Source organism: Alteromonas sp. 1_MG-2023, from assembly GCF_030547075.1.
Taxonomy (GTDB): Bacteria; Pseudomonadota; Gammaproteobacteria; order Enterobacterales; family Alteromonadaceae; genus Alteromonas.
This window is the reverse complement of record NZ_JAUOQH010000009.1, coordinates 1-24,329: the sequence shown is the minus strand read 5'-3', so window position 1 is coordinate 24,329 and position 24,329 is coordinate 1. Positions and strand designations below refer to the sequence as shown.

Annotated in this window: 19 protein-coding genes and 1 tRNA gene; 10 read left to right on the top strand and 10 right to left on the bottom strand. The window is 43.6% G+C overall.

Annotation, left to right across the window (positions count from 1 at the left end):
• Positions 1-13 precede the first annotated feature (13 nt).
• Positions 14-1,516, top strand: coding sequence for a catalase (locus Q4561_RS10995; protein ID WP_303460265.1), 1,503 nt, complete (start codon positions 14-16; stop codon positions 1,514-1,516).
• Between the two features lie 176 nt (positions 1,517-1,692).
• On the opposite strand, the gene Q4561_RS10990 is transcribed toward Q4561_RS10995, so the two are convergent.
• The 8 genes from Q4561_RS10990 to apbC form a co-directional block, all read right to left on the bottom strand.
• Positions 1,693-2,526: a hypothetical protein gene (locus tag Q4561_RS10990; RefSeq protein ID WP_303460262.1), complete on the bottom strand. Its 834-nt coding sequence runs from the start codon at positions 2,524-2,526 to the stop codon at positions 1,693-1,695.
• A gap of 245 nt (positions 2,527-2,771) precedes the next feature.
• Entirely contained in the window at positions 2,772-2,909 is a 138-nt protein-coding gene (locus tag Q4561_RS10985; RefSeq protein ID WP_303460260.1) for a hypothetical protein, read from the bottom strand.
• 398 nt (positions 2,910-3,307) lie between these two features.
• Positions 3,308-3,757, bottom strand: a complete 450-nt coding sequence (locus tag Q4561_RS10980) for an NfeD family protein (RefSeq protein WP_303460257.1) — start codon at positions 3,755-3,757, stop codon at positions 3,308-3,310.
• Between the two features lie 2 nt (positions 3,758-3,759).
• Positions 3,760-4,704 carry a slipin family protein gene (locus Q4561_RS10975; protein ID WP_303460255.1) on the bottom strand — a complete coding sequence of 315 codons (945 nt, stop codon included), beginning with the start codon at positions 4,702-4,704 and terminating at the stop codon, positions 3,760-3,762.
• 191 nt (positions 4,705-4,895) lie between these two features.
• Positions 4,896-4,972 (bottom strand) — tRNA-Pro (locus tag Q4561_RS10970).
• Positions 4,973-5,102: 130 nt separating this feature from the next.
• Entirely contained in the window at positions 5,103-6,512 is a 1,410-nt protein-coding gene (locus tag Q4561_RS10965; RefSeq protein WP_303460252.1) for an SLC13 family permease, read from the bottom strand.
• A 74-nt stretch (positions 6,513-6,586) separates the two neighbouring features.
• Complete coding sequence (dcd, locus tag Q4561_RS10960) at positions 6,587-7,183, bottom strand: dCTP deaminase (protein WP_303460250.1); 597 nt, start codon at positions 7,181-7,183, stop codon at positions 6,587-6,589.
• Between the two features lie 160 nt (positions 7,184-7,343).
• A complete protein-coding gene (apbC, locus tag Q4561_RS10955) occupies positions 7,344-8,486 on the bottom strand; it encodes an iron-sulfur cluster carrier protein ApbC (protein WP_303460247.1) in 1,143 nt (380 codons plus the stop codon).
• Positions 8,487-8,591: 105 nt separating this feature from the next.
• Here apbC and metG point away from each other — a divergent pair, with 105 nt between their 5' ends.
• Entirely contained in the window at positions 8,592-10,619 is a 2,028-nt protein-coding gene (gene metG / locus Q4561_RS10950; RefSeq protein WP_303460243.1) for a methionine--tRNA ligase, read from the top strand.
• Positions 10,620-11,087: 468 nt separating this feature from the next.
• Here the strand turns inward: metG and Q4561_RS10945 are convergent, their stop codons facing one another.
• Positions 11,088-11,981: a class I SAM-dependent methyltransferase gene (locus Q4561_RS10945; RefSeq protein ID WP_303460240.1), complete on the bottom strand. Its 894-nt coding sequence runs from the start codon at positions 11,979-11,981 to the stop codon at positions 11,088-11,090.
• 85 nt (positions 11,982-12,066) lie between these two features.
• Here Q4561_RS10945 and gloB point away from each other — a divergent pair, with 85 nt between their 5' ends.
• The 4 genes from gloB to Q4561_RS10925 all read left to right on the top strand — a co-directional run bounded on the left by gloB (position 12,067) and on the right by Q4561_RS10925 (position 17,927).
• On the top strand, positions 12,067-12,858 hold the full coding sequence (gene gloB / locus Q4561_RS10940) for a hydroxyacylglutathione hydrolase (RefSeq protein WP_303460238.1): 792 nt from the start codon (positions 12,067-12,069) through the stop codon (positions 12,856-12,858).
• Positions 12,859-12,921: 63 nt separating this feature from the next.
• Positions 12,922-14,601 carry a LysM peptidoglycan-binding domain-containing protein gene (locus Q4561_RS10935; RefSeq protein ID WP_303460237.1) on the top strand — a complete coding sequence of 560 codons (1,680 nt, stop codon included), beginning with the start codon at positions 12,922-12,924 and terminating at the stop codon, positions 14,599-14,601.
• A gap of 5 nt (positions 14,602-14,606) precedes the next feature.
• Positions 14,607-15,668, top strand: coding sequence for an ion transporter (locus Q4561_RS10930; protein ID WP_303460235.1), 1,062 nt, complete (start codon positions 14,607-14,609; stop codon positions 15,666-15,668).
• 126 nt (positions 15,669-15,794) lie between these two features.
• Entirely contained in the window at positions 15,795-17,927 is a 2,133-nt protein-coding gene (locus tag Q4561_RS10925) for a TonB-dependent siderophore receptor (RefSeq protein WP_303460233.1), read from the top strand.
• Between the two features lie 258 nt (positions 17,928-18,185).
• Here Q4561_RS10925 and cysS read toward each other — a convergent pair whose 3' ends face one another.
• The gene (gene cysS, locus Q4561_RS10920) at positions 18,186-19,568 is read right to left on the bottom strand and encodes a cysteine--tRNA ligase (protein ID WP_303460231.1); all 1,383 of its coding nucleotides are present in this window, start codon (positions 19,566-19,568) and stop codon (positions 18,186-18,188) included.
• A gap of 161 nt (positions 19,569-19,729) precedes the next feature.
• Here cysS and Q4561_RS10915 point away from each other — a divergent pair, with 161 nt between their 5' ends.
• From Q4561_RS10915 to Q4561_RS10900, 4 genes are all read left to right on the top strand, one after another.
• Complete coding sequence (locus Q4561_RS10915; protein WP_057791020.1) at positions 19,730-20,221, top strand: peptidylprolyl isomerase; 492 nt, start codon at positions 19,730-19,732, stop codon at positions 20,219-20,221.
• A 119-nt stretch (positions 20,222-20,340) separates the two neighbouring features.
• Positions 20,341-21,069, top strand: coding sequence for a UDP-2,3-diacylglucosamine diphosphatase (gene lpxH / locus Q4561_RS10910; protein ID WP_303460229.1), 729 nt, complete (start codon positions 20,341-20,343; stop codon positions 21,067-21,069).
• 554 nt (positions 21,070-21,623) lie between these two features.
• The gene (locus tag Q4561_RS10905; protein ID WP_303460226.1) at positions 21,624-22,244 is read left to right on the top strand and encodes a YqiJ family protein; all 621 of its coding nucleotides are present in this window, start codon (positions 21,624-21,626) and stop codon (positions 22,242-22,244) included.
• A 17-nt stretch (positions 22,245-22,261) separates the two neighbouring features.
• The gene (locus Q4561_RS10900) at positions 22,262-24,016 is read left to right on the top strand and encodes a flotillin family protein (protein WP_303460224.1); all 1,755 of its coding nucleotides are present in this window, start codon (positions 22,262-22,264) and stop codon (positions 24,014-24,016) included.
• Positions 24,017-24,329 lie beyond the last annotated feature (313 nt).

The window sequence follows — 24,329 nt, the reverse complement described above, 5'->3', positions numbered from 1 at the left end:
AGGATATTTATAAATGGCTAAAAAACCACAGTTAACTACATCAGCTGGTGCGCCAGTGGTAAGTAACGAAACTACGCAAACAGCAGGAGAGCGCGGCCCTGCTCTTCTTCAAGATTATCAATTATTAGAAAAACTAGCTCACCAGAACCGTGAACGAATTCCAGAGCGAGTTGTTCATGCTAAAGGCTGGGGCGCTCAAGGCATATTCACAGTTACACATGATATTAGTGACTATTCTTGCGCAGATATTTTCTCGCAAGTGGGTAAGCAAACCGAAGTGCTAAGCCGATGGTCGACAGTAGCGGGCGAATCGGGTGCGGCCGATACTGAACGTGATGTTCGCGGATTTAGTTTGAAGTTTTACACCGAACAAGGTAACTGGGACATGGTGGGTAATAACACGCCCGTTTTCTTCGTTCGCGATGGTTACAAATTCCCAGACTTTATTCGCACTCAAAAACGCCACCCTAAAACGAACCTTCGTTCTCCAGAAGCTATGTTCGATTTTTGGGCTGGCCAGCCGGAAAGTGTACACCAAGTGACCATTCTTATGTCTGACAGGGGCATTCCAGTGTCGCCCATGCACATGAATGGCTACGGAAGTCATACCTTCAGTATGTGGAATAAAGATGGCAAGCGCCATTGGGTCAAGTTTCACTTCAAAACCCAGCAAGGCATTAAGAACTACACCAATGAAACCTCTGAACAGATCATTGGTAGTACGCGAGAGAAGTATCAAGAAGAACTGTACAACGCCATCGATAAAGGAAACTTCCCTAAATGGACAATGTATATTCAGGCAATGCCGGAAGAAGATGCTGGCAAGCAAGACTTCAACCCTTTCGACTTAACAAAAGTATGGCCACACGATGATTACCCGCTTATTCAAGTAGGCGAGTTGGAAATGAATCAAAACCCCGAAAATTATTTCCAAATGATTGAGAATGCAGCATTCAGTCCATCTAACGTTGTGCCAGGAATTGGTTTCAGCCCAGATAAAATGCTACAAGCTCGTATCTTTTCGTATGCCGATGCACACAGATATCGTTTAGGTACGCATTACGAAGCACTACCTGCTAATGCGCCCAAAAACAGTAAGGTAAATCACTATCATAAAGATGGTGCTATGCGCTTCTTTACCAACGATTTTGGCAATCCAGATGCTTATTACGAGCCTAATCAGTATGAAGGCCCTGTGGCAGATTTCTCTGTGAAAGAACCGCCACTGCGCATTGATGGCGATGCAGACAAATATCATCAAGAAGATGCCGACGTTGATTACGTTCAACCACGCAAGCTTTATGAGATGTTCGATAATGGTCAAAAGGGGCGCTTGTATAAAAACTATGCTGCGGCAATGGGGCCGTGTTCAGATAGCGTGAAAGAGCGCTGGTATGCGGTACTGGAAAAAGTACACCCAGATTACGCTGCGGGTGTGAAAAATGCCGTAGAGAGTTTAGACACTGACGTTAATACGGTACCTATTACGCAAAATACCCCTATCGAAGATAGTTAAGCTGTATGCGTGTCGCTTGTTATGAAATAGCGGTGTAAAAAAGCCCCGGACACGATGTGATAGACGTTGTGTTCGGGGCTTTTCCTATAAGCTATTGTTTTATTAGCTCAACAAGACTTATAGCCCAAATTTTTAACACTAAATCATGAGCTAATAAGTTTACTTAGCCTTTATAATTAAAACCTAAATGTACCTAAAAGCGTGGCCGAGCCAAGCGTACTTTCATCGGTATCATAGCCTAGACCGAATCTTATTGAAGCATGTGGGTTGAACCAATAATTTGTACCCAACTCTACAATATTCTCAGAATCGTTAAAGTCGCTATCTTCATGAATGACCATTACACCTACACTCCAGTTAGGTTTAAAGTAATAGTCAGCATCTAATTCAACTGAAAACTCATCATCAAACGTAGTGCCTTTAAGTTGAATATCCCAGCCTGGCGTAAAGCGCTGCATACTGGTGCCGAAGCTTGTATAGCGGGCGAATACATTAAAGCTAAAGTCAGAATCGCTTCTCTTTGAATCTAATGAACCATTGATATCATAAAAACGTTCCTCTACATCGTAAAAGTCGAAACCGGCACCGTATTCCCAATTCTCGTTCGCAAAGGTTGAAATATCTGCACCAAATCGTTGTAGGGTATCGTCATAGTAATCCCTATCATCAGTAATACGCCCATATCGGCCTCTTACCACCCAAGTATCAGAATAAAACCATTCGCCCTTTACATTGATGCTATCGATGTCATCAATGCCAAAGTAATCGACTGATAAACTACTAGTACGTTGAAGGTAAGGGCTAATAGCCCAAGGTTGCTCGCCAATATTTACGGCATCGAAATAATAGCGATAGCTTACGCCAATGAAGTTGTCATCTGTATCTCTAATATCAGAAATACCAACACCTATTTCGTGTTGTATAGATGTGTTTTGAGAAGACGAGTTTTGAGCAAAAGAAGAAGAAGCGGATAGCGCGAGAGCACACGCGACTGTAGTACGAAACAACATGTAATATCCTTATATATTATAGCATTCAAACTGTTTTTGATGCTTTTGAAAACGCGAGGAAGACTATATTCAAACCTTACTGAACTCAACCTGAATCAAATCAAGAAGTGTAAGAATTTATATATTTTAGAGGTATATAGGTTACGCTAGGGGGAGGTAGTTACTTCAAGCTTCGCGCCCAGCATGGGGCGCAAATGCTTAGTAGTGCGAGCTTAGTCTTGCCTTTTTAACAGCGGACAGCTTTATTACTTCTTGTCAGATCTCTCAGCTCTTTTCTTTTTCTTACGCTCGTTCTTTTCAGTTACGATCTTGATAGCTTCTTCTTGCGTTAAGTTAGGATGTTTAGTCACTAACTCTTTAACTCGGTCATCAAATTTTGTCATTTATAAGTCTCATATTTTGTATGTTCAATATTACTGCGGTACTAGCTTCAAAATGTGTAGGCATGTAACGGAGAAGTTTTCTGCTTAATCACAAAGCTTAATGTGAACATTGAAATAGGGGTAATCCACCCTCCCCATTTAACACCGAAAAAAGCTAGGACAGCACATTTTGTGCAATACCCTTATTTTACATCAAACATGTAAATAATGATGTCGAAATCTATTTAAATTTTGCTGGAGACTTTATGGACACCCACTGCCGGCAGTTAGTAAGGAAGGATTAGGTTAAGGAGGGTAAATATGAAGAGGCCAAGAGATAAGAGGAGGAAACAAGGTCAGAGTACTTCAAGGTCAAAGTACTTCAACGTTAAATTAACTCTGACCCTTTTTTGGTTTTGTTATACCGGCTCAACGTGAAGAACACCTACTTCCACTTTCACCACTTCAGCTGTTGCGCCTTTTTTCAAAATAGACGAAGACTTAACCGACCATACCACGCCAGAAAAGCGCGCTTTACCAGGCTCGCCAGGCGCTACATCACTTTCCAATTCGAATTGGGTACCAATCCAGTCTGACTTCACTTCTTTCGGCGCTCGATCTCGTTGTAGCAACTTCATTGGCCGCCACAGCACAAAGGTAAGTACTGAATCGATAACAGCTATAGCTATGAATGCGTCTAACAATTCCTCATCTAAAATCCCAATATACATAAGGCCTGACGCGAGCATCATGGAGATGCCCAACGTCAAAAGTAATATGGTGGTGAACCCCATCATTACTTCGAGAATAAGCAATGCTAAGCCTATGCCGATTAAAAAATGAGGTAAGTTGGTAAACATGTTATCCATTGCTATGCCTTTTTACCTATTGCGTTCGCAATCGTCATTGCTTGTGCCACAACACTGCCTATTTCTGTTCCGCTGTCAGGCAACAATACAATTGAAGACTCTTTGGCAATTTTCTCTTTTGCTTGAATAGCGCCTTTCGCCAGTTCAAGCTGCACCGCTTTTTGGCCCTCTACCGTGGCTGCCGCTTTACCTACGGTATCAATAGCTTCTGCATCCGCTTGTGCCACACGAATAATAGCCTGAGCCTCACCATCAGCTTTTAATATTTGTTCTTCTCTGTCAGCTTCCGCCGCAAGCACTATAGCTTGCTTGTCACCTTCTGCACGGTTTATGGCCGCTTGACGATCACCTTCAGATTCTAAAATTTGTGCGCGTTTCAATCGCTCCGCCTTCATTTGCTGTTCCATAGCATCTAGCACTGAATTCGGCGGGTTAATATCTTTTAGCTCGTAACGTAACACCTGAACGCCCCACGGAGCAGCGGCTTCGTTAAGCGCAGATACTATATTCGTGTTTAATAAGTCTCGCTCTTCAAAGGTTTTATCTAACTCCATTTTTCCGAGTTCAGAACGCATGGTAGTTTGCGCCAACTGCGTTACCGCAAATGTATAGTCTTCTACACCGTAAGTGGCTTTATAAGGGTCGACGACTTTAAAATACAATACACCATCAACGCTTAATGTGATGTTGTCTTTAGTAATTGCAGACTGTTCAGGTACGTCACCGGCCTGCTCTTTCAACGAGCGATTTGCTGCAACAGTATCAATAAAGGGAACGATAAAATTTAAACCGGCTTCCAAGGTGGTGTTGTACTTACCAAAACGTTCGATAATGTACGCGCGGTTCTGAGGTACGAATTTTATTGACGATTTAAGGCCAATAACAATAAGCACAAGTAAAATGACTTGATACGAAAAAACGTATCCTAATAAGGTTTCTAATTCCATTTACCTACTCCTAAACGATTAATACAACGGCATTAATTATCGTTTATATCACAAAATGAAATCTCTATAAGCAGTTTAATTGTCAAGAAATGTTACGATTGAGTCGAGAATACGACGAATATGGGCTAGTTTTAAGACTTTGTGTGGTAAACAATCAATGAGCAGGGTAAATCATTGAAAAGAAGAGAAGTTGGTCGGTGTGAGAGGATTTGAACCTCCGACCCCTGACACCCCATGACAGTGCGCTACCAAGCTGCGCCACACACCGACCGAAAGAGCCGATAAGTCTACTTATTTTTAGTCACAATGCAACGACAATTGTGCAAATCCTTGGTTAAGCGCTTAATTGCTAATCAGTTTGTAAAATAAAATTGCACATTCCGGTGTGGAACGCCGTTTTATAACGTTAAATAGCACACTGCTGTTACTACCAAAGCAACAATCACGTTTAACACTATGCCCTCTCGCGCCATGGTCTTTATATCAAACTTCTCGGTGGCATAAGCTATTGCATTTGGCGCGGTTGCCACTGGCAGCATAAAGGCGCAACTGGCACTAATAGCAGCGGGGATCATCAGCAGTTTAGGATCTACGCCTACCGCAAAGCCTGCTGCCGCTAATATAGGCATAAGTAGCGTGGCTGTGGCGGTATTCGATGTAATCTCGGTTAAGAAGGTAACAAATAAACAGATACCCAGAATAAGGAAGATTACGGGTAGAGTTGAAAGACCAGTAAGCCACTCCCCCATTAGCACGCTTAAACCTGACGCTTTAAACGCTTTGGCAATACAAATTCCACCGGCAAACAATAACAACATGCCCCACGGAATGTTATTGGCGGTTTTCCAGTCGAGTAATTTGTCATGCTGGCTTTTGCGAGTTTCGGTGGCAGGCGTTGTTTCACCGTTATTGGTCATGAACATGGCGACCACACCGGCTACTGCAATGGTGCTATCGCTAATGTTGGTAATGCCTAGCCACGCACTCCAAAAAGGCCTAAATACCCACGCCATGGCGACAGTGCCGAATATTGCTAAGACGCGCTTTTCAGCTACTGCCCATTTGCCCGGTTCAGGTAAAGCAATGTTACCCACTTGCGTTAATCCACGCGCTAGCCACAACGCCATTAATGGAATAGAGAGTAGTACAATGGGTACCCCAGTTTTCATCCACTCAATAAAACTGTATTCATGCCCTTGCGTTTCTTCATAAACACTCATAAAAATAATATTGGGTGGCGTGCCAATGGGCGTGCCCACGCCCCCTAGGCTTGCGGCATAAGCAATACCTAAAATAAGCGCAACACCAAAGCGAGGATTTTCCATAGCATTAATAATTGCCATGGCCATGGGTAGCATCATCAAAATGGTGGCGGTGTTGCTTATCCACATGCTTAAAATAGCGGTTGTCAGCATAAAGCTTAAAATTAGCTTTAGTGGGCTTCCTGCCCCAGTTACCCGCAGCATATAAATAGCGAACCGTTGATGCAGGTTAGCTTTTTCTAACCCTTTCGACAGCATGAACGCAGCCATTAGCAAGATAATAACGTGGCTACCTAGCGACGAAGCCGCTTCGCTGTGGGTTAACACACCAGCTAGAGGAAAAAGTGCAAATGGAATGAGGGAGGTTGCGGGTATGGGCAACGCTTCCGTTACCCATAATATTGCCACAAACAAGGTAATGCCTGCGGTAAGTGCAATATCAGCGCTTATATTTGAAAAATAAATACCTGAGCCAAGCGCTAGCGAAGTAACAAGGGCAATAAGAATAATAAACGAGCTTTTGTCGAACGGCTTATTAACACTCATTGCATACCCTTTTTTATACTTTACTTCATGTTTTGCTACATGCTTTGCTTTATAGAGTTTGTGCGCTATAGAGCTTATGCGCTGTTTTTATCGTCTGACGATATACGGCTAGCTACGGCGCCGTCTTGCCCTTTATATTTGGCGTCAACTCGCGCGTTATATGGCTTTTCAGCGGGGTTCGATAACACTTCAAAACTTAACGCACCAATTTTCATTTTTGGGCGAAGGGCTAAAGGTAGCTTTCCACTGTTGTAAAATTCCAGCACGATATTGCCCGACCAACCTGGATCGATTCTGTGTGCAGTTACATGCACCATTAAACCTAAGCGTGCTAGCGATGAACGCCCATCTAACCAGCCAACAATATAATCAGGCAAGGTAACCGATTCATGCGTAATGGCCAATGCAAGTTCGCCTGGATGCAAGAAGAATGCTTTGCCTTCTTCTAACTCAATTTCATCGCTCATTACATGGTCTAGCGCTTCTTGAACCTGCGCTTTAGGTCCACTTAAATCGATGTAAGGCGCTTGATGATCTTCAAATACGCGAAATTTATTACCTAGGCGAATATCTACTGTCACCCCACTAATTTCTTCGTAGTCGGGCGTTGGGTCTATTTTTATTTTCCCAGCTTTCAAATGTTCGTATATATCGCGGTCGCAAAGGCGCATGAGCGGTAAGTCCTTACTATAAAGTGTGCGGTATTATGCGTATGTAGCACTCGCCAATCAACTGGCTATAAGCGCTATTTACTTTAAATATCAAAATTAATAACTGAAACGGTTAAAAGTGACTAATTTCTGTTTAAATTTGTAATTTATAGCTTACCGTCTAAAGCTTGCTGGCTACCCCAATTGGGTCGCCTTTAATATGCTTGTTTTGCTGCGTTCTAGGGGCAACGGTTAACGCTAATTGCATCGACAACGCTCTAGCCGCTTCGCGGTAGCTTTCACTTAATGGGCTGTCTGGCGCACTTACTAACAAAGGTGTACCCGCATCGGCGTGTTCGCGTACGGTAATATCGAGTGGCAATTGGCCTAGTAACGGCAAGCCGTGTCGCTCGGCCAATATTTCGCCGCCATCTTTTGAGAATACATAGTCTTTGGTGCCACAGGCGCGGCATTGGTAATAACTCATATTTTCAACCAGTCCCAATACCGGCACCCCCACTTTTTCAAACATGCTAATGCCTTTTTGGGCATCGGCTAGGGCTAAGTCTTGCGGTGTGGTTACTACTACGGCAGCTGTCAGCGGCACTTGCTGTGCCATGGTTAGCTGAATATCACCTGTACCCGGTGGCATATCTACAATTAAGTAATCCAGTACCGGCCACAATGTTTCATCGATAAGCTGCTTTAATGCCCTGCTTGCCATTGGTCCGCGCCATACCGCAGCGTCTTCTTGAGGCACTAAATAACCAATGGAATTTGCCACCAAACCATGAGCACTTAACGGCTGCATATGTTTGTTATCACTGCTATGCGGGTGTGCATCGGTATTACCCAGCATAATAGGCACCGATGGGCCGTAAATATCAGCATCTAAAATGCCTACACTGGCCCCTTCTTGCATCAGCGCAAAGGCCAAATTAATACTGGTTGTCGACTTTCCTACCCCGCCTTTACCAGAGGCCACGGCAATAATATTTTTAATATTGTTTACCGCAGGGTTTTTAGTTTCACCCGACGCTATGTGCTGGGTAACAATCAATTGCTGTTCGGTAAGCTCGCCTTTTAGCGCTTCTAGCACGTGGGCTTTTACGTTCGCTTGCTGGGTTTTATAACAAAACGGTAAGGTGATGGTGAATATGTTGGCAGGGTTTGTGTCGTCAACTTTTACTGCATCAATGGCTTTATCTGCATCTAGCTTATCTGAACACCATTTCGCGGTAATGGTGGCCTCAATACTGAAATAGCTGGCTAAAATAGCGGCAACTCTGTCGATGAGTGGCCTAGCTTTACGGGAAAAGAACATAAATTATCCTGTCTAGGGGTATTTTGTGAATTTCGTAATGCAAAAAACGCGGATTTCCGCTAGTATTTGCAGCCATTTTGAAACGCGAAGAATCTATACGTTATTATGTCTGAAAATCGCCGCATTCTGGTAACCAGTGCGTTGCCCTACGCCAATGGCTCTATTCACTTAGGCCACTTGCTTGAACACATTCAAACCGATATCTGGACACGGTTTCAGCGTCTGCGTGGAAACGAATGTTACAGTGTTTGTGCCGATGATGCACACGGTACACCTGTTATGCTTAAAGCACAGGAACTCGGCATTACGCCAGAAGAAATGGTTGCAAGAACCCGTGCAGAGCATCATCAAGACTTGCTCGATTTTCACGTAGAGTACGACAACTACTATGTAACCCATTCACCTGAAAACAAGGCTTTGTGTGAAGAAATTTACACCCGTTTAGATAACGCTGGTTACATTAGCAAGCGCACTATCAATCAATTATACGATCCGCAAAAAGAAATGTTTTTGCCAGACCGCTTCGTTAAGGGCACTTGCCCTAGCTGTGGTGCTGAAGATCAAAACGGCGATAGCTGTGATGTGTGCGGTGCGACTTACAGCCCTACTGAAGTTAAAAACCCTCGCAGTGTGGTATCTGGTGCTACGCCAGTATTGAAAGAATCTGAACATTTCTTTTTCGACCTACCTAAGTTTGAAGACATGCTTAAAAGCTGGATCCGTTCTGGTGCCTTGCAAGAAGAGATGGCCAATAAACTACAAGAGTGGTTTACCGAAGGCTTGCAGCAGTGGGATATCAGCCGCGATGCGCCTTACTTTGGGTTTGAAATTCCTGGTGCGCCGAACAAGTTTTTCTATGTGTGGGTAGATGCCCCAGTTGGTTACATGGCCAGCTTCAAAAACTTCTGCGACCAAAACAATTTGGTATTCGACGATTTCTGGGGCGCAGATTCAGAAGCCGAGCTTTACCACTTCATCGGTAAAGATATTACTTACTTCCACTGCCTATTTTGGCCTGCCATGCTAGAAGGTGCGGGTTACCGTAAGCCTACTGGTGTGAATATTCACGGTTTTGTTACTGTGAATGGTGCGAAAATGTCTAAGTCTCGCGGTACCTTTATTAAAGGTCGTACTTATTTAGACCATTTGAACCCAGAATACTTACGTTATTACTTTGCGTCTAAGCTTGGCGATAGCGTAACGGATATCGACTTAAACTTTACCGATTTCGCACAAAAAGTGAATTCAGATTTAGTAGGTAAAGTAGTCAACATTGCTAGCCGTTGTGCCAGCTTTATTACTAAGCGCTTTGACGGCAAATTGTCTGACAACGTTTTAGAACCCGAGCTTATTGCCGAGTTCCAAAATGCAGCCGATACCATTGCTGACTTATTCGAGCGCCGTCGCTACCACCAAGCGATACGTGAAATCATGACATTGGCCGATAAGGCCAACCAGTTCATTGATACCAACGCCCCTTGGGTAACGATTAAAGACGAAACCAAACAGCAGTTCACTCACGATGTATGTTCGTTGGGTATTAATATGTTCCGCCTGTTGGTCATTTACTTAAAACCTGTGCTTCCAGTACTGGCAGAAAAAGCAGAAGGCTTCTTGAACGATGAGTTTACTTGGTCGTCTCTTGAAACCGTGCTTACCGGCCACGCTATCAACAAGTTTAAGCCAATGATGCAACGTGTAGAAATGGAGAAAGTAGACGCTATGGTTGATGATTCAAAAGAAAACCTAGAGCCAACGAAACCTGCGGTTAGCCTAGACAGCCCGCTAGGTAAAGATCCTATTAGCGAAACAATCTCTTTCGACGACTTCGCTAAGGTAGATTTACGTATTGCGCGTATTGCTAACGCTGAGCATGTTGAAAAAGCCGATAAGCTTTTACGATTAGAGCTAGATTTAGGCGGCGAAACGAAGCAAGTATTTGCTGGTATTAAGTCTGCTTACTCGCCTGAAGCGTTAATTGGAAAGCATACCGTGATGGTCGCTAACCTAGCACCACGTAAAATGCGCTTTGGTATGTCTGAAGGCATGGTATTAGCTGCGGGCCCTGGTGGCGATGAGCTTTATATCTTAGAGCCGCACGAAGGGGCATTGCCTGGTATGCGCGTTAAATAATATGGGGTTGCTGCTTTAAGGCAAGCTAACCGCTATAAAATTTGAAAGCCGTGTTGATAATCTCAACATGGCTTTTTTTTGGAAAAAAGATGGGGGGTTCTTGTTTCTCTGCCTAGTTTAAAAATGGACATTCATGTTTTAACGCCACTAGTTTAAAAGTGGACACCCACTTTTGGAACGGCCAGCTGAATTGTGGGTGTCTAGTTATCGGCTCACGTTAACACGGTGAAAGTGTGACTGCCCATTTCGGAAATAGCTTGGTCAGCCGTGGGTGTCCAAGTTTTATCCAGTTAGAAATAACCCCATTAGCTGTGGGTGTCCTACTATTCTTACCAGTACTCAACTGTCATTAGCATGGGTGTCTAGTTTTGAGTTCTTTGTGGCTGTCCAGTTTGAACACCTTAATAATGCCAACAAAAGGTGGGTGTCCAAGTTTCAGTTTCAGCTTAAGATAAAACTACGGGTGTCTCAGCTTTTGGTTTTGTTGTAGGACTGGGTTCTGGCACTGGCTGCGCCTACGGGTGAGAATTGTCGCTTCAATTGTAGTTTGGGACGAATGGCTGTCATGGGCATCACCCGCTTTCTGGCTAAAATAACGTACATGGCGCTGCACCACGGAAAGTAAGCAGATAAATAGTGCTGAATATTTTTCGAATACTCCCAGCGGGGTTGGAAAAATAAGGTAGAAAACATAATTTGGCGCTGTTCTACAATTTCAAACCCTAATAACTGCAACCAATCTTTTATGCGATACGAGGTAAAGAAGCGTGCATCATGCAACTTGTTATCGCGCTTAACCGGCAAGAACTTAGCGATGCCGGCTAAGCTCAGCGGGTTGAACCCGCTAATTATCACGTAGCCACTTTGGGTAATAACTCTGTCTACTTCTCGTAAAATTTCGTGGGGGTCTTGCGCAAAGTCCAATTCATTGGCTAACAAAAAGCCGTCTATGCTGTTTTCTGAAAAAGGCAGTTGATGTGACTGTCCTACTACTTTAGGGCTTACTGAACTGTCTTTGCCTGTAGATGTGTGGCTGTCCGATAATGTGGCATCTGATAACTTACCATGCTGATGCTTAGCGCCTTCTCTCCCCTCAGCACTGCTGCTAGCGCTGTCGCTTAAATTATCACTCGATACACGCATTGCACTAAATGGGACTTGGCTAATAATGTTGCGTATAGGGCTTTGCTTTAACGGTATTTGCGCACTTAAACTACCCAGCTTCACGAAATGATACCCAAAAATGCGTTGGGTATAGTCGTCGCACACTTGCGTGATAGCTTGCTTAATCTGTTCCCCTGCTGGAAAGTCGGTCCAGTCTTCAGGATAACGGGGGGCTTGGGAGCGAAATGCTGATCTCATAGGTGCTAAACGTGCCTTAAGGTTGCTCTGTGTACAACAAGTTCTTATAGTATCGCATAATTATACCTACACAAGCAGGTGCACCATGGCTACTGACGTTCTTCCTCACGGCATTTCAATTTTTCCAATCGAAGCATTTAGCGACAATTACATCTGGTGTATTCACAATAGCGAGCACGCAATCGTTGTCGATCCAGGCGATGCAGAGCCAGTGCTCACGTTTTTAAAAAGTGAAAACCTACAGTTAGCAGCAGTATTAATTACGCATCATCATCACGACCATACTGGCGGCATTGCCAAGTTAGTTTCCGCAAAGCCAGGCCTTCCTGTTATCGGCCCAAGAGGCGGCCATATTCGTGGTATCACTAAATCAGTTTCTCAAGGCGACACAATACAACTACCTCTATTAGATTTAGCGTTTCAGGTGATGGAAGTACCAGGACACACACTCGATCATATTGCGTTTTTTGGCCACGGCGTATTATTTTGCGGTGATACTTTATTTTCAGCAGGCTGTGGCAGGTTGTTCGAAGGTTCGCCAGAACAAATGCTGCACTCCCTAAACAAACTTAAACGCTTACCCGACAACACGCTGGTTTATTGCACCCACGAATACACCCAATCGAACGTACGCTTTGCGCTGGAAGTAGAACCAGAAAACCAGGCCCTTCAAGCCTATTCTTCTTGGGTAGATGAAAAGCGGGAAATGGGCATGCCTACCCTGCCTTCGAACTTAGCTGAGCAAAAACAAATTAATCCTTTTTTACGTTCTCATGAACTTTCTGTACAAACTGCTGCCGAAGCTTATTGCGAAAAAAACACGGTCGACGATGTAGCAGTGTTTGCTGCCGTTCGACGCTGGAAAGATGAGTTTTAATGCAAAACTAACGCACTGAAGGTAGAATGTGCGGTTTGCAGATATTCGAGAGGTCCCTTCTACATGCAGTTGAAGTTGTTTGTTTTGTCACCCGTACTATTAGCGTTAGGGCTAAGTGGGTGTCAAATCACCGAAGAACAAATAAAAGAAGACGTGGTGAATGTTCAAAATGTTGAAGTTTCAGCTGAACCTTGCAATACATTACACCAGGCTCAAGAAGCAATAGAAGACTGTGAAATAGCGCGTGATGGCGTTATTGATGTAGTGCACCCGAAAGATAACTTACTGTCGGAAGCAGAAGAGCTTATTGATGATCCGGCTATAGAAACCGAAGCCATTATCACCAACGTGTGGCAACGCGTTAGTGACGGGCTTAATTTATATTTACCTGATGACCACCGCCTTGATGTGCAAAGAAACTGGTATTTGAAACATCCAGAGTACATGAAACGGGTCGTTACTCGCGCAAAACCTTTCCTTTATTACATTGTCGATGAAATAGAAAAGCGTGATATGCCAATGGAATTGGTTTTATTGCCCATCGTTGAAAGTGCATTCGATCCGTTCGCTTATTCTCATGGTCGTGCTGCTGGGATGTGGCAATTCATTCCGGGCACGGGTAAACGTTTCGGTATGGATCAAACATGGTGGTACGACGGCCGTCGTGACGTTATAGCGTCTACCAAAGGTGCTTTAGACTACCTAACCTATTTATCAAACATGTTTGATGGCGACTGGTTGCATGCCCTAGCAGCCTACAACAGTGGCGAAGGTCGTGTGTCAAAAGCCATCCGCGCGAATAAGAAAGCCGGTAAGCCTACTGATTTTTGGTCGTTAAACTTACCTCGTGAAACTCGCGCCTATGTACCGAAATTATTAGCGTTAGCCGATATTTTAAAACACCGCGATAAATACGCTTTTGCATGGCCTGAAGTAGAAAACGTAGCAGTTATCGAAGTGGTAGATATTGGTTCACAAGTAGATTTGGCCTTTGCTGCCGACCTTGCAGGTATGACGCTTAAAGAATTACATGCGTTAAATCCAGGCTTTAACCGCTGGGCCACAGCACCCGAAGGCCCCCACCGATTAGTGTTGCCGTTAACAAAAGCCGCTGATTTTAGTGATGCACTTGCTAAAATTGATCGCACCGACCGTTTAAATTGGGTACGCCACACAGTGAAATCTGGCGACAGTTTAGGCAAGCTTGCGAATAAATATCACACCACAGTGAAAGTGATTAAGCAGGTAAACGAACTCGACTCTAATGTGATTCGTATTGGCCAACCCATTATGGTACCTGTGGCTTTAAAAGCCTTAGACAACTACGATTTATCGCAGGGTCAGCGTTTAGCTAGTGTTCAAAACAAGAAGCAAGGTGCATATAAAATTACCCATACCATTCGTTCGGGTGATACGTTATGGGATATCGCCCGTAAATATGGGGTAACCACGAAAAAGTTAGCAAGTTGGAATAACATGGCGCCTGGCGATATGCTTCGTCTTGGTAAAAAATTAGTGGTTTGGCAAAATTCCAATAGCAACTCAAAAAATGCTGATGCTATTACAAAGCGCGTCACCTATACGGTAAGAAATGGTGATTCACTGTCGCGTATTGCAAATAAATTCAATGTTAGCATTAGCAATATTGGTAAATGGAATAACATCAATACCTCTCGTTACTTGCAGCCAGGCCAAAAACTGAAGCTGCTTGTAGACGTAACTAGGCTAGATAGCACAGGATAAGAGCAATGCTAAGAGTTAACCGGGATAATTTACGTAATAGTCACGAAACCCCCTGGTTAATCTTAGATTTAGTCATGCTAGGTGTTTTATTTTTAAACCTAGCATGGCTAATTTTCGATGCCCTATATGCTACCGATTTTATCTACTCTCAAATTGATGCCTTCTTCCCCGCGTTAATCAATGCCTACGACCCTATTCATCACAACTTCTTGTTGGTTGATTTAGTCTTTATCGGTATTTTTCTTACCGAATTTTGTTTTAGATGGATAGTAGCCATCATGCGTAAAGAGCACTTGCGCTGGTACTTCTTTCCCTTTCTACACTGGTACGATTTAGTGGGCCTTATTCCCCTTGGTGCTACACGCTTGTTCCGCTTTTTACGCATATTTTCAATTTTGCACCGATTGCACAAGTATCAAATTATCGATTTAAACCGTACCGCTATATTTCGTTTCTTTGCCTTTTACTACGATGTATTTGTAGAAGAACTCAGTGACAGAATTGTCGTAAAAGTACTTAGCGATGCCCAAAAAGACATTGCTGCAGGCTCGCCGCTGGTAGACGAAATTACCGAGCAAGTACTTGCCCCACGCCGCCCGGTTATTACGCAGTGGATGGCTGGCGTTATAAATCACTTAGGGCAATCGATAAGTAACGATGAACATGGCGAAGTAATACGCGAGCATGTACGTAAAAGCGTAGGTAAGGCGGTGCGTGGAAATTCTCAAGTATCAACCTTGAATTACTTACCCATTATTGGAAAAACGATTGAGAACACACTTGAAGAGTCGGTAACCGATATTGTCACCATGTCACTGGTAAACTTATTATCTGATATAGATGCCCAGCGTATCGATGAGTTTATTTCAGTAGGTTTGAATGACTATACGCCTACCTCTGATGCACTCGATAAAGAAGTTTTACTGGTTGTAAATGAATGCTTGGAATTGATAAAAGGTCATATTGCACAGCAGCGCTGGAAATCTGAGCTAGCTCAAAAAGAGGCTACTATGCCAGTAACAAAGCCAGAGCCAACTGAGGAAACCCCAATAAACAGAAATCTGTAGATACACCAGCCAAGTTATTACTCTCACATCAAAACTTAATGATAACTATTATTATTTCAACACTCATATGATAGACTTCCGGCTAATAACAATGGTTGTTAGTCTTACATTTTGAGGAAATAAAGAATGTTGAACGGTCGTAAAGGATGGTTTTACCCTTCCTTAACCGCATTAGCGATAGCAGTAGCTACATCACCTGTTGCACAAGAACAAGACGATGAAAGCCTTGAGCACATTGAAGTTAACCCTATGCAGTCGTATAGAAGTACTGCAACTAAGTCTTCTTTGCGCCCAATCGATTCGCCAGTTAGCATTAGTGTTATCGATCAAGAGCTTTTACAGCTACGCCAAGCACAAACCGTATCAGAAGCGCTTCGCTATAGTTCTGGGGTAACCACTGAAAGTCGCCCTACTATCACCATTTTTGACCAGTTCACAATCCGAGGGTTCGATACTTATCAAACTTTTTACGATGGTTTACCACTTCTAAGCAATAACAGTTGGAATCTTTACCCTCAAGTAGATTCTTTTGCCACTGAATCACTAGAGATTTTAAAAGGCCCTGCATCTTCACTTTACGGCCTAGTTCCTCCAGGCGGTATGGTTAACCAAGTCGCCAAATACCCGAAAGACGAAGATGAAACTTTGGTTCGTGCGGCTGTGGGTTCTGATAGTTTATTCGAACTCGGCTTAGATACTACCGGCCAACTAACCGACAACGCGCGTTATCGCGTGGTAGCGTTAGGTAGAAAACAAGACGGCTTCCAAGATACCACTGAAAACGAGCGCTACACCATTGCGCCTTCAGTTACTGTTGATCTTAGCAAGGCAACGGAGCTTACCCTATCTGCCTATTATCAGGACGACCCTGAAATGGTGCCATCTACGCCACTACCTGGTGTGGGTACGCTTTACGATGCGCCCTATGGAAAGTTAGACGCTAGCGTTTACGCCGGTGACGAAAACTGGAACAGTTATTCTCGTGAAGTGCTTATGCTTGGTTATAAGCTAAACCACGAATTTAATAACAATTGGTCGGTATTACAGAAGTTTCGCTATACCGATGCCGATGCGCTACAACAAAACAGTTATCATTCTGGTGAGCCAACAGATGGTATTTATTTAACCCGCTCTGCTTATCTTACCGATGAAGAAATTGACGGCGTAACTGTCGATACGCAAGTGGCTGGTTTTGTGCAAACCGGTGATATAGCGCATAACCTATTGTTTGGTATAGATTATCAAAATTCTGATTCAACGGTAGCGTATCGCGACACATTAACGACAGACACGCCGGTACTTGATTTAAGCAATGTTGATAACGACCTTTTCGATGTCGATTCGCTTCCACTGGATTTTTATCAAGAAGACCATGTTATCGATATAGAGCAAATCGGTTTCTATCTTCAAGACGAAATTCGCATCGATAATTTCACCTTCTTATTAAATGGTCGCTACGATCAATTTGAAAGTACCGATGTAGCTGAAAATGTATATGCTGGATTTGAGTATGGTAGCACCACAGAAATTGACCAGAATGAGTTTTCAGGCCGTGTGGCCGCTATGTACACATTCGATTCAGGCTGGCGTATGTATGCGAATTACTCAGAGTCTTTCGAACCTGTTTCAGGTACCGATTCGGTTACTGGAGAAGCCTTTAAACCGACTACGGCTGACCAAGTTGAAATTGGAACTAAGTATATCAGCGGTGATGGTGCAACCACATTTACGGGCGCTTACTTCGTACTGACTAAACAAAACGTAGTGGTAAATACGTCCGATTTTGCCCAATACACGCAAAATGGCGAAGTTGAATCTAAAGGCATCGAGTTAGAACTAAATACCCGCGTTACTAGCGCGCTTTCACTACAAGCAAACGCAACTTTCCTAGATATGGAAGTGACCGAAGATTCGCTAGACCCAGATGTGGTTGGTAAAACGCCAGTATGGGTAGCGGAAGAGAGTGCTTCTGTATGGGCTAACTACTTCTTCGATGATTCACTCGATGGCTTAATGCTAGGTGCTGGCGTTCGCTACGTAGGCGAAACTCAAGCAGATAAATACAACACCGACACGGTACCGTCGTACACCTTGGTTGATGCGGTACTGTCTTACGACATGCCACAGTACGATTTGAAACTAACGGGAAGCGTAAGCAACCTTACTGATAAAGAATACGTAGGTTCGTGCTACGACACCAACAACTGTTGGTATGGTGCACAACGTAGATTTGAAATTGGTATAGAAAAGCGTTTTTAAGCTGATTGTTATTTGATAGTAAGGGCTTAGTTGAAGGTTTCAACTAAGCCCTTTTTTGTTTTTAGAGACTAGTGCCAAATGGCTAATAATTGGGTACTTTTGCAATTTCTAAAATAACAGTCCAACGTTTGCTAAAGCCTAGCTTATTAGAACGAAGCTTTGGTATAAAAAAGGCCAGCTACCTAGCTGACCTTTAAAGTATCTCAAAGCGTTTTCGACTAATCTCTGGCCCGTAAACTCTGCGCCTAGCTTATTCGCCTAGCCTCTGCGCCAAGTCGTGCCTGCAGGCCCATCTTCTAATACTATATTTTTAGCATTAAGCGCGTCACGAGCAGCATCTGCGGCAGCCCAGTCTTTAGCTGCACGGGCATCATTTCGCTGTTTTATCAACGCTTCAATTTCAACAGTTTCATCGTCGTTCTCACTGCCGCCTTTTAGGTAAGTATCTGGATTGCTTTGCAGCATGCCCAGAATAGCGCCTAAGCCTTTAAGTACCGCAGCTAGCTTGCTAGCTTCTTCAGCATTGTCTTTATTGCGGTTAATTTCACGTGCCACATCAAACAATACCGAGAATGCTTCAGGCACGTTTAAGTCATCATCCATAGCAGCTTCAAAGCGCGCTAAATAACCACCGTAGCTAAGATCGGTCGACTCATCAATTACCACACCTCGTAACGCAGTGTATAAACGTTCTAATGCCGCTTTCGCCTGGGTGATGTTATCTTGCGAATAACTCAACTGGCTGCGGTAATGTGCCGACATTAAGAAGAAACGTAAGGTTTCAGCATCATGCTCTTGTAGCACATCACGAAGGGTAAAAAAGTTACCCAGTGACTTAGACATTTTTTCGTCGTCTACTTGCACCATGCCGGCGTGCATCCATGTATTCACATACGGCGTATCATAGGCGCAGCATGACTGAGCCACTTCGTTTTCATGGTGCGGGAACGTAAGGTCAGAACCACCACCATGAATATCAAAGTGTGCACCTAGGTGCTTTTTATTCATGGCAGAACATTCAATATGCCAGCCAGGGCGGCCTTCGCCCCATGGCGATTGCCAAGCTGGCTCGCCTGCTTTCGCTGGCTTCCATAATACGAAATCTAATGGATCGTCTTTGCCCGATGCCACTTCAACTCGCGAACCTGATTGAAGTTGCTCTAAGTCTTGTTTACTCAACTTGCCGTAATCTGGGAATTTGCTTACATCAAATAACACATCGCCGCTTGATGCTTGGTACGCAAAACCTTTCTCCATCAATATCTTAATAATATCGATAATTTCATCCATATGGCCGCTAACGGTAGGCTCTACATCTGGCTCAAGCAGATTAATAGCCGCAAAGTCTTCGTGCATTTTGCCAATGGTGCGCTTAGTTAACGCTTCGAAGGTTTCACCGTTTTCATTCGCACGAGCAATAATTTTATCGTCTATATCGGTGATGTTACGAACGTACTTCACATCGAAACCTAAATGACGAAGGTAACGAACGAGTATATCGAAGCTAAGGTAAGTGCGAGCGTGCCCCATATGGCTTAGGTCGTACACAGTAATACCACACACATACAAGCCCACTTTCCCTTCTTGAAGCGGCACGAATTTCGCCTTGTCACGGGTTCGGGTATTGTAAAGGTGTAGCATAGAGTGAATTCCTAAGTATAAAAATGGCCGCAAAGTTTAGCACTGTATGTCGGTAAATGGTAAAATTTTGCATTGCTTTTTAGCATCGCTACTTCCCCGCATGACTGGTTATGCGTTAATATTACCGAGTATTTACTTATTTAAAGGCAGGACACGAAGAAATGGTTACTCTCAAAACAAACTTTGGTGATATCACCCTAGAATTATTTGAAGACAAAGCCCCTAAAACCGTAGAAAACTTTTTAGCTTACGTTAAAGAAGGTTTTTACGACGACACTATTTTTCACCGTGTAATTGACGGTTTCATGATTCAAGGTGGTGGTTTCACTGCAGATATGGATCAGAAAGACACTAAAGATACCATTGAAAATGAAGCAAACAATGGCGTTGCTAACGAAATTGGTACTATTGCGATGGCACGTACTAACGATCCGCACTCAGCAACTGCACAATTCTTCATTAACGTGGGTAACAACAGCTTCCTTAACCACACTAGCGAATCTGTAAATGGTTGGGGCTACTGTGCGTTCGGTAAAGTTACCGACGGTATGGACGTAGTTGAGAAAATCAAAAGCGTTAAAACGGGTTCGAGCGGTTATCACCAAGATGTGCCAGCAGAGCCAGTTATTATTGAAAAAGCAGTTGTAGCTTAGTTCTGTTAAGTGAGCATTTAAAACTTTAAACGCTCACTATCGCTACATCCTAAGCAAAGGCCGTATTAGTTTAAAGCGGCCTCTTCTTTTCGAAACGCCTTTCAAAGTTGTCCTTTTCTATGCCTTTTACTTACTTCATTGCAGATTTACACCTAAGCGCAGATCGCCCCGATATAACATCGTGCCTTATGCAGTTCTTAGAAAATGATGCAAAAGATGCCGATGCGCTATACGTACTGGGCGACTTATTCGAAGTATGGATTGGTGATGACGACGTTACCCCGTTTAATACCGCTATTGCAGACGCGTTTAAAACCTTAAGCCAGCACATCCCTATTTATTTCATGCACGGTAACCGCGACTTCGCCATACGCGAAGGCTGGACGAACAAGGCAGGCATGACACTCATTAACGAACCCACCGTAATAGACTTATACGGGACACCCACACTTATCACCCATGGCGATGAGCTGTGCACCAACGATGTGGCCTATCAAAAATTCAGAAAAAAATCCCGCGGTTGGTGGTGGCCAAGGCTAATGCTGGCCTTGCCTCTATGGTACAGACGCCGGGTTGCACGCAATGGCCGTGCAGAAAGTAAAGAAAATCAAAAGCACCTTAAGCAAGACATTATGGATGTGACACCCACAGAAGTGGTGAAAGTAATGGAACTACATAAAGTGCAGCGCTTAATTCATGGACACACACACCGCCCCAACATTCACACTCTGACCGCTAACGGTAAACCAGCCACCCGAATAGTATTAGGAGATTGGTATGATCAAGGCAGCACTTTGTGTGTGTCTAGTACAGACGTTGCATTGCAAAATCACAAATTCACTCAGTAAAGTCCGATGATTAATAAAGCGTTCGGTATGGGGGGCCTGATATAGCCTTGTATGGGACACCAGCCTTGTATGGGCCACCCACATTAAATATCCCTAATTCGAGCCGCCGCCCACCTTTCTTAATAGCCCCCTTAATATAGGACACTCACTCCAAACATAATTATATTTTAATAACTTATGAATATTAACCCATAAGATCTCCCCCGAAATGTTTAAGCTCTCTGGTAAACTAGATAAAAAATAGCAACCCTAGTCAAAATAGATGCCTTGGGCTCCCTATAATTAGCTAACGCCTGGGCCGAAACCTAGGTATCCACAAAATTTGCCAACCCAATATCAAACAAAGCCAAACTATATCTGCATACCTCTACGAGGCTTCACTCCAGAAAGCATCCGTAAGTGATCGTTTTCGAACGTATAAAAATTTTCTCCCCATCGACCCAAGTACCTATTTTGTTGCTTAAAACTGTCCCTCGAAAATGATTTTTTCACTGGATATATAAACAGAGTGTGATATAAAAAGGTTAATAGAAAGATCATCATGGACGGTGTAAATGTTGGACGTTTTGCTGAGTGATGCTAATTTTTGGTTTAGCATTGCGTTGGCTACTGTAGCCATATTATTCATCATAGAAATTGCTGGGCTTGTCTTTGGCATAAGCTTAATAGGCTTGCTGGACGATATGCCAAATTCGAATATTGATATCGAAAGTAGCTCTATCCTCAGCTTAGGGAGTTGGCTCAATTTAGATAGAGTACCTCTGTTAATTTGGTTGGTAGTATTTTTGACGACTTTCGGTTTGCTTGGCTTTGCGGCGAACTTTACCACCGAGTCCATTGCTAGCTTCACCTTACCCGTTTGGGTAACACTCCCCTTTTCCGCGTTAATTGGTGTACTTATTACATCAAAAGTAAGTCTGATTATCGCCAGCATCATTCCTAAGTTTCAAACCTCAGCAATTCACAGCGACGAATTTATTGGCGCTGTAGCGCATATTACAATTGGGACCGCATCAAAAGGAAATCCGGCGGAGGCTAAATTTACCGACAATTATTCACAACCCCACTATGTGCTTGTAGAACCTTTTGAAGACGATGAACTTTTCAAACAAGGTGAACAAGTCATCCTTGTTAAGAAAACCACCCACAGCTGGTTAGCAACCCGTTATCAATAATAATTAAGAGAATGAGTATGGAAACACTTCAAACATCTAATCTGCCCTCAATGCTTTTTATTGCAGGCATTATTGTCGTAGCCCTTATCACTGTTGGGCTCATATTTGCCAAATTGTACACTCGCGCCACAAAAGAAACGGCGTTTGTTAGGACCGGGCTTGGCGGCGAGAAAGTCATCAAAGATGGCGGCGCTATTGTACTTCCCGTGGTACATGAAATTATTCCCGTAAACATGAATACCTTGCGTATTGAAGTAGAGAAAACGCAGAAAGATGCGCTTATTACGAAAGATCGCATGCGAGTTGATGTTAAAGCTGATTTTTATCTTCGTGTAGCGCCAAATTCAGCAGGTATATCTATGGCTGCTCAAACCCTTGGTACCCGTACTACGCGAGCAGAAGAAGTGAAAAAGTTAATGGAGTCAAAATTTGTCGACGTGCTACGCGCGGTAGCAGCTGAGATGACCATGACTGAAATGCATGAGCAACGTGCCGATTTTGTGCAAAAAGTACAACAGAGTGTAGCCAACGATCTTGAAAAAAATGGATTGGAGTTGGAATCTGTAAGCTTAACGGGATTCGATCAAACCGACCTTGAATTTTTCAATGAAAACAATGCATTTGATGCCGAAGGTAGAGCCCGTCTTGCCAAAATCATTGAAGAGAAGCGTAAAGAAACTAATGATATTCAGCAAGAAAACCGTATTCTTATTGAACAACGTAATTTGGCTGCTGAGAAACAGTCCCTTGAAGTGAAGCGCGATGAAGAAGAAGCACGCTTGATGCAGGAGCAAACCCTTGCATTTAAACGCCAAGAACAAAAAGCAGAAATTTCGAAACAGCGAGAGATGAAAGAGCGTGAAGAGCGGGAAGCTGAAATTGCTAAAAACCGTGCTATTGAAGCGGCTGAAATTGAAAAGTCTCGTGAGATAGAAACTCAAGAAATTGCAAAAAGCCAAGCTCTTGAACAAGCGCGTATTCGTCAGCAGCAAGAAGTTGAAGTTGCCGAACAGATAAAACAAATAGCAGTTGCCAATAAGTCGGAAGAAGAATCGGCTGCTCGAGCAAAAGCCGCTGAAGCTGAAAAAACTAAAGTAGAAAAAGAAGAGGCGGTTATTACCGCTAAGTTAGTCGCTGATGCTGAGCGTAAGAAGCAAATCGAAGTAATCGACGCGCAGAAAGAAGCTGAGCGAGATGCAGTGAACATAACCGTCGAAGCTGCTGCCAAAAAAGAAGCCGCTGAGAATACTGCTGAAGCCATTCTAACGGAAGCAAAAGCCAGTGCTGATGCAAAAATGCTGCAAGCTGAGGCCGACGAGAAAGTGCTCGCCGTAGAAGCAGCGGGTAAGCAAGCCTTATATGAGGCTGAAAACACCCTTAAAGATGAGCAAATTGAACTTCAAAAATCGTTAGCTATGATGGAAGTTCTGCCTGAACTGATTGAACAAGCGGTTAAGCCACTTGAAAATATTGAGGGTATTAAAATTCTTCAAGGTTACGGACAGGGTAATAGTCAGTCTGTTAATGGCCAAACCGTTGCCACAGGCGGAGGTTTAGCCGACCAGGTTACTCAAGCTGCCCTAAGCTATCGCGCTAACGCACCAGTAGTTGATGCCATGCTACGTGAAGTAGGTTTAGTTAATAGTGAAAACGGCACGCTTGATGACTTACTCACTGGTAAAAGTGAGATTCTGACAGGCACCGCCGCTAACGCTCCTGTGGTAGAAGCGCCTATTGTCCGTGAGCCAGACAAGCTACCTGAGCAAAAATAGCTCAAGCCGATACTGATTTAAGTCAAGTTAACAGAAACAAAACAGCCCCGCCATTGGGGCTTTTTTTACCCAATTGGCGTGGCTTCTTCTCCCTACTCCCCTCTCCCCTAAATTGGACCCCCACAGTTAATGTAAATGCCCTAAACATTAGACACCCACTTTTTAGACGTGGACACCCACAATCCTTTATCCATAAACACCCACACAAACCATCCCCAAGTTCAGTAGATTTCTTTTCCCTTTCACGCAAATATAGAAAACTCACTATTACTGCTGATTCATAACCATGCCTCGCCCTAGAAAATCACTCATT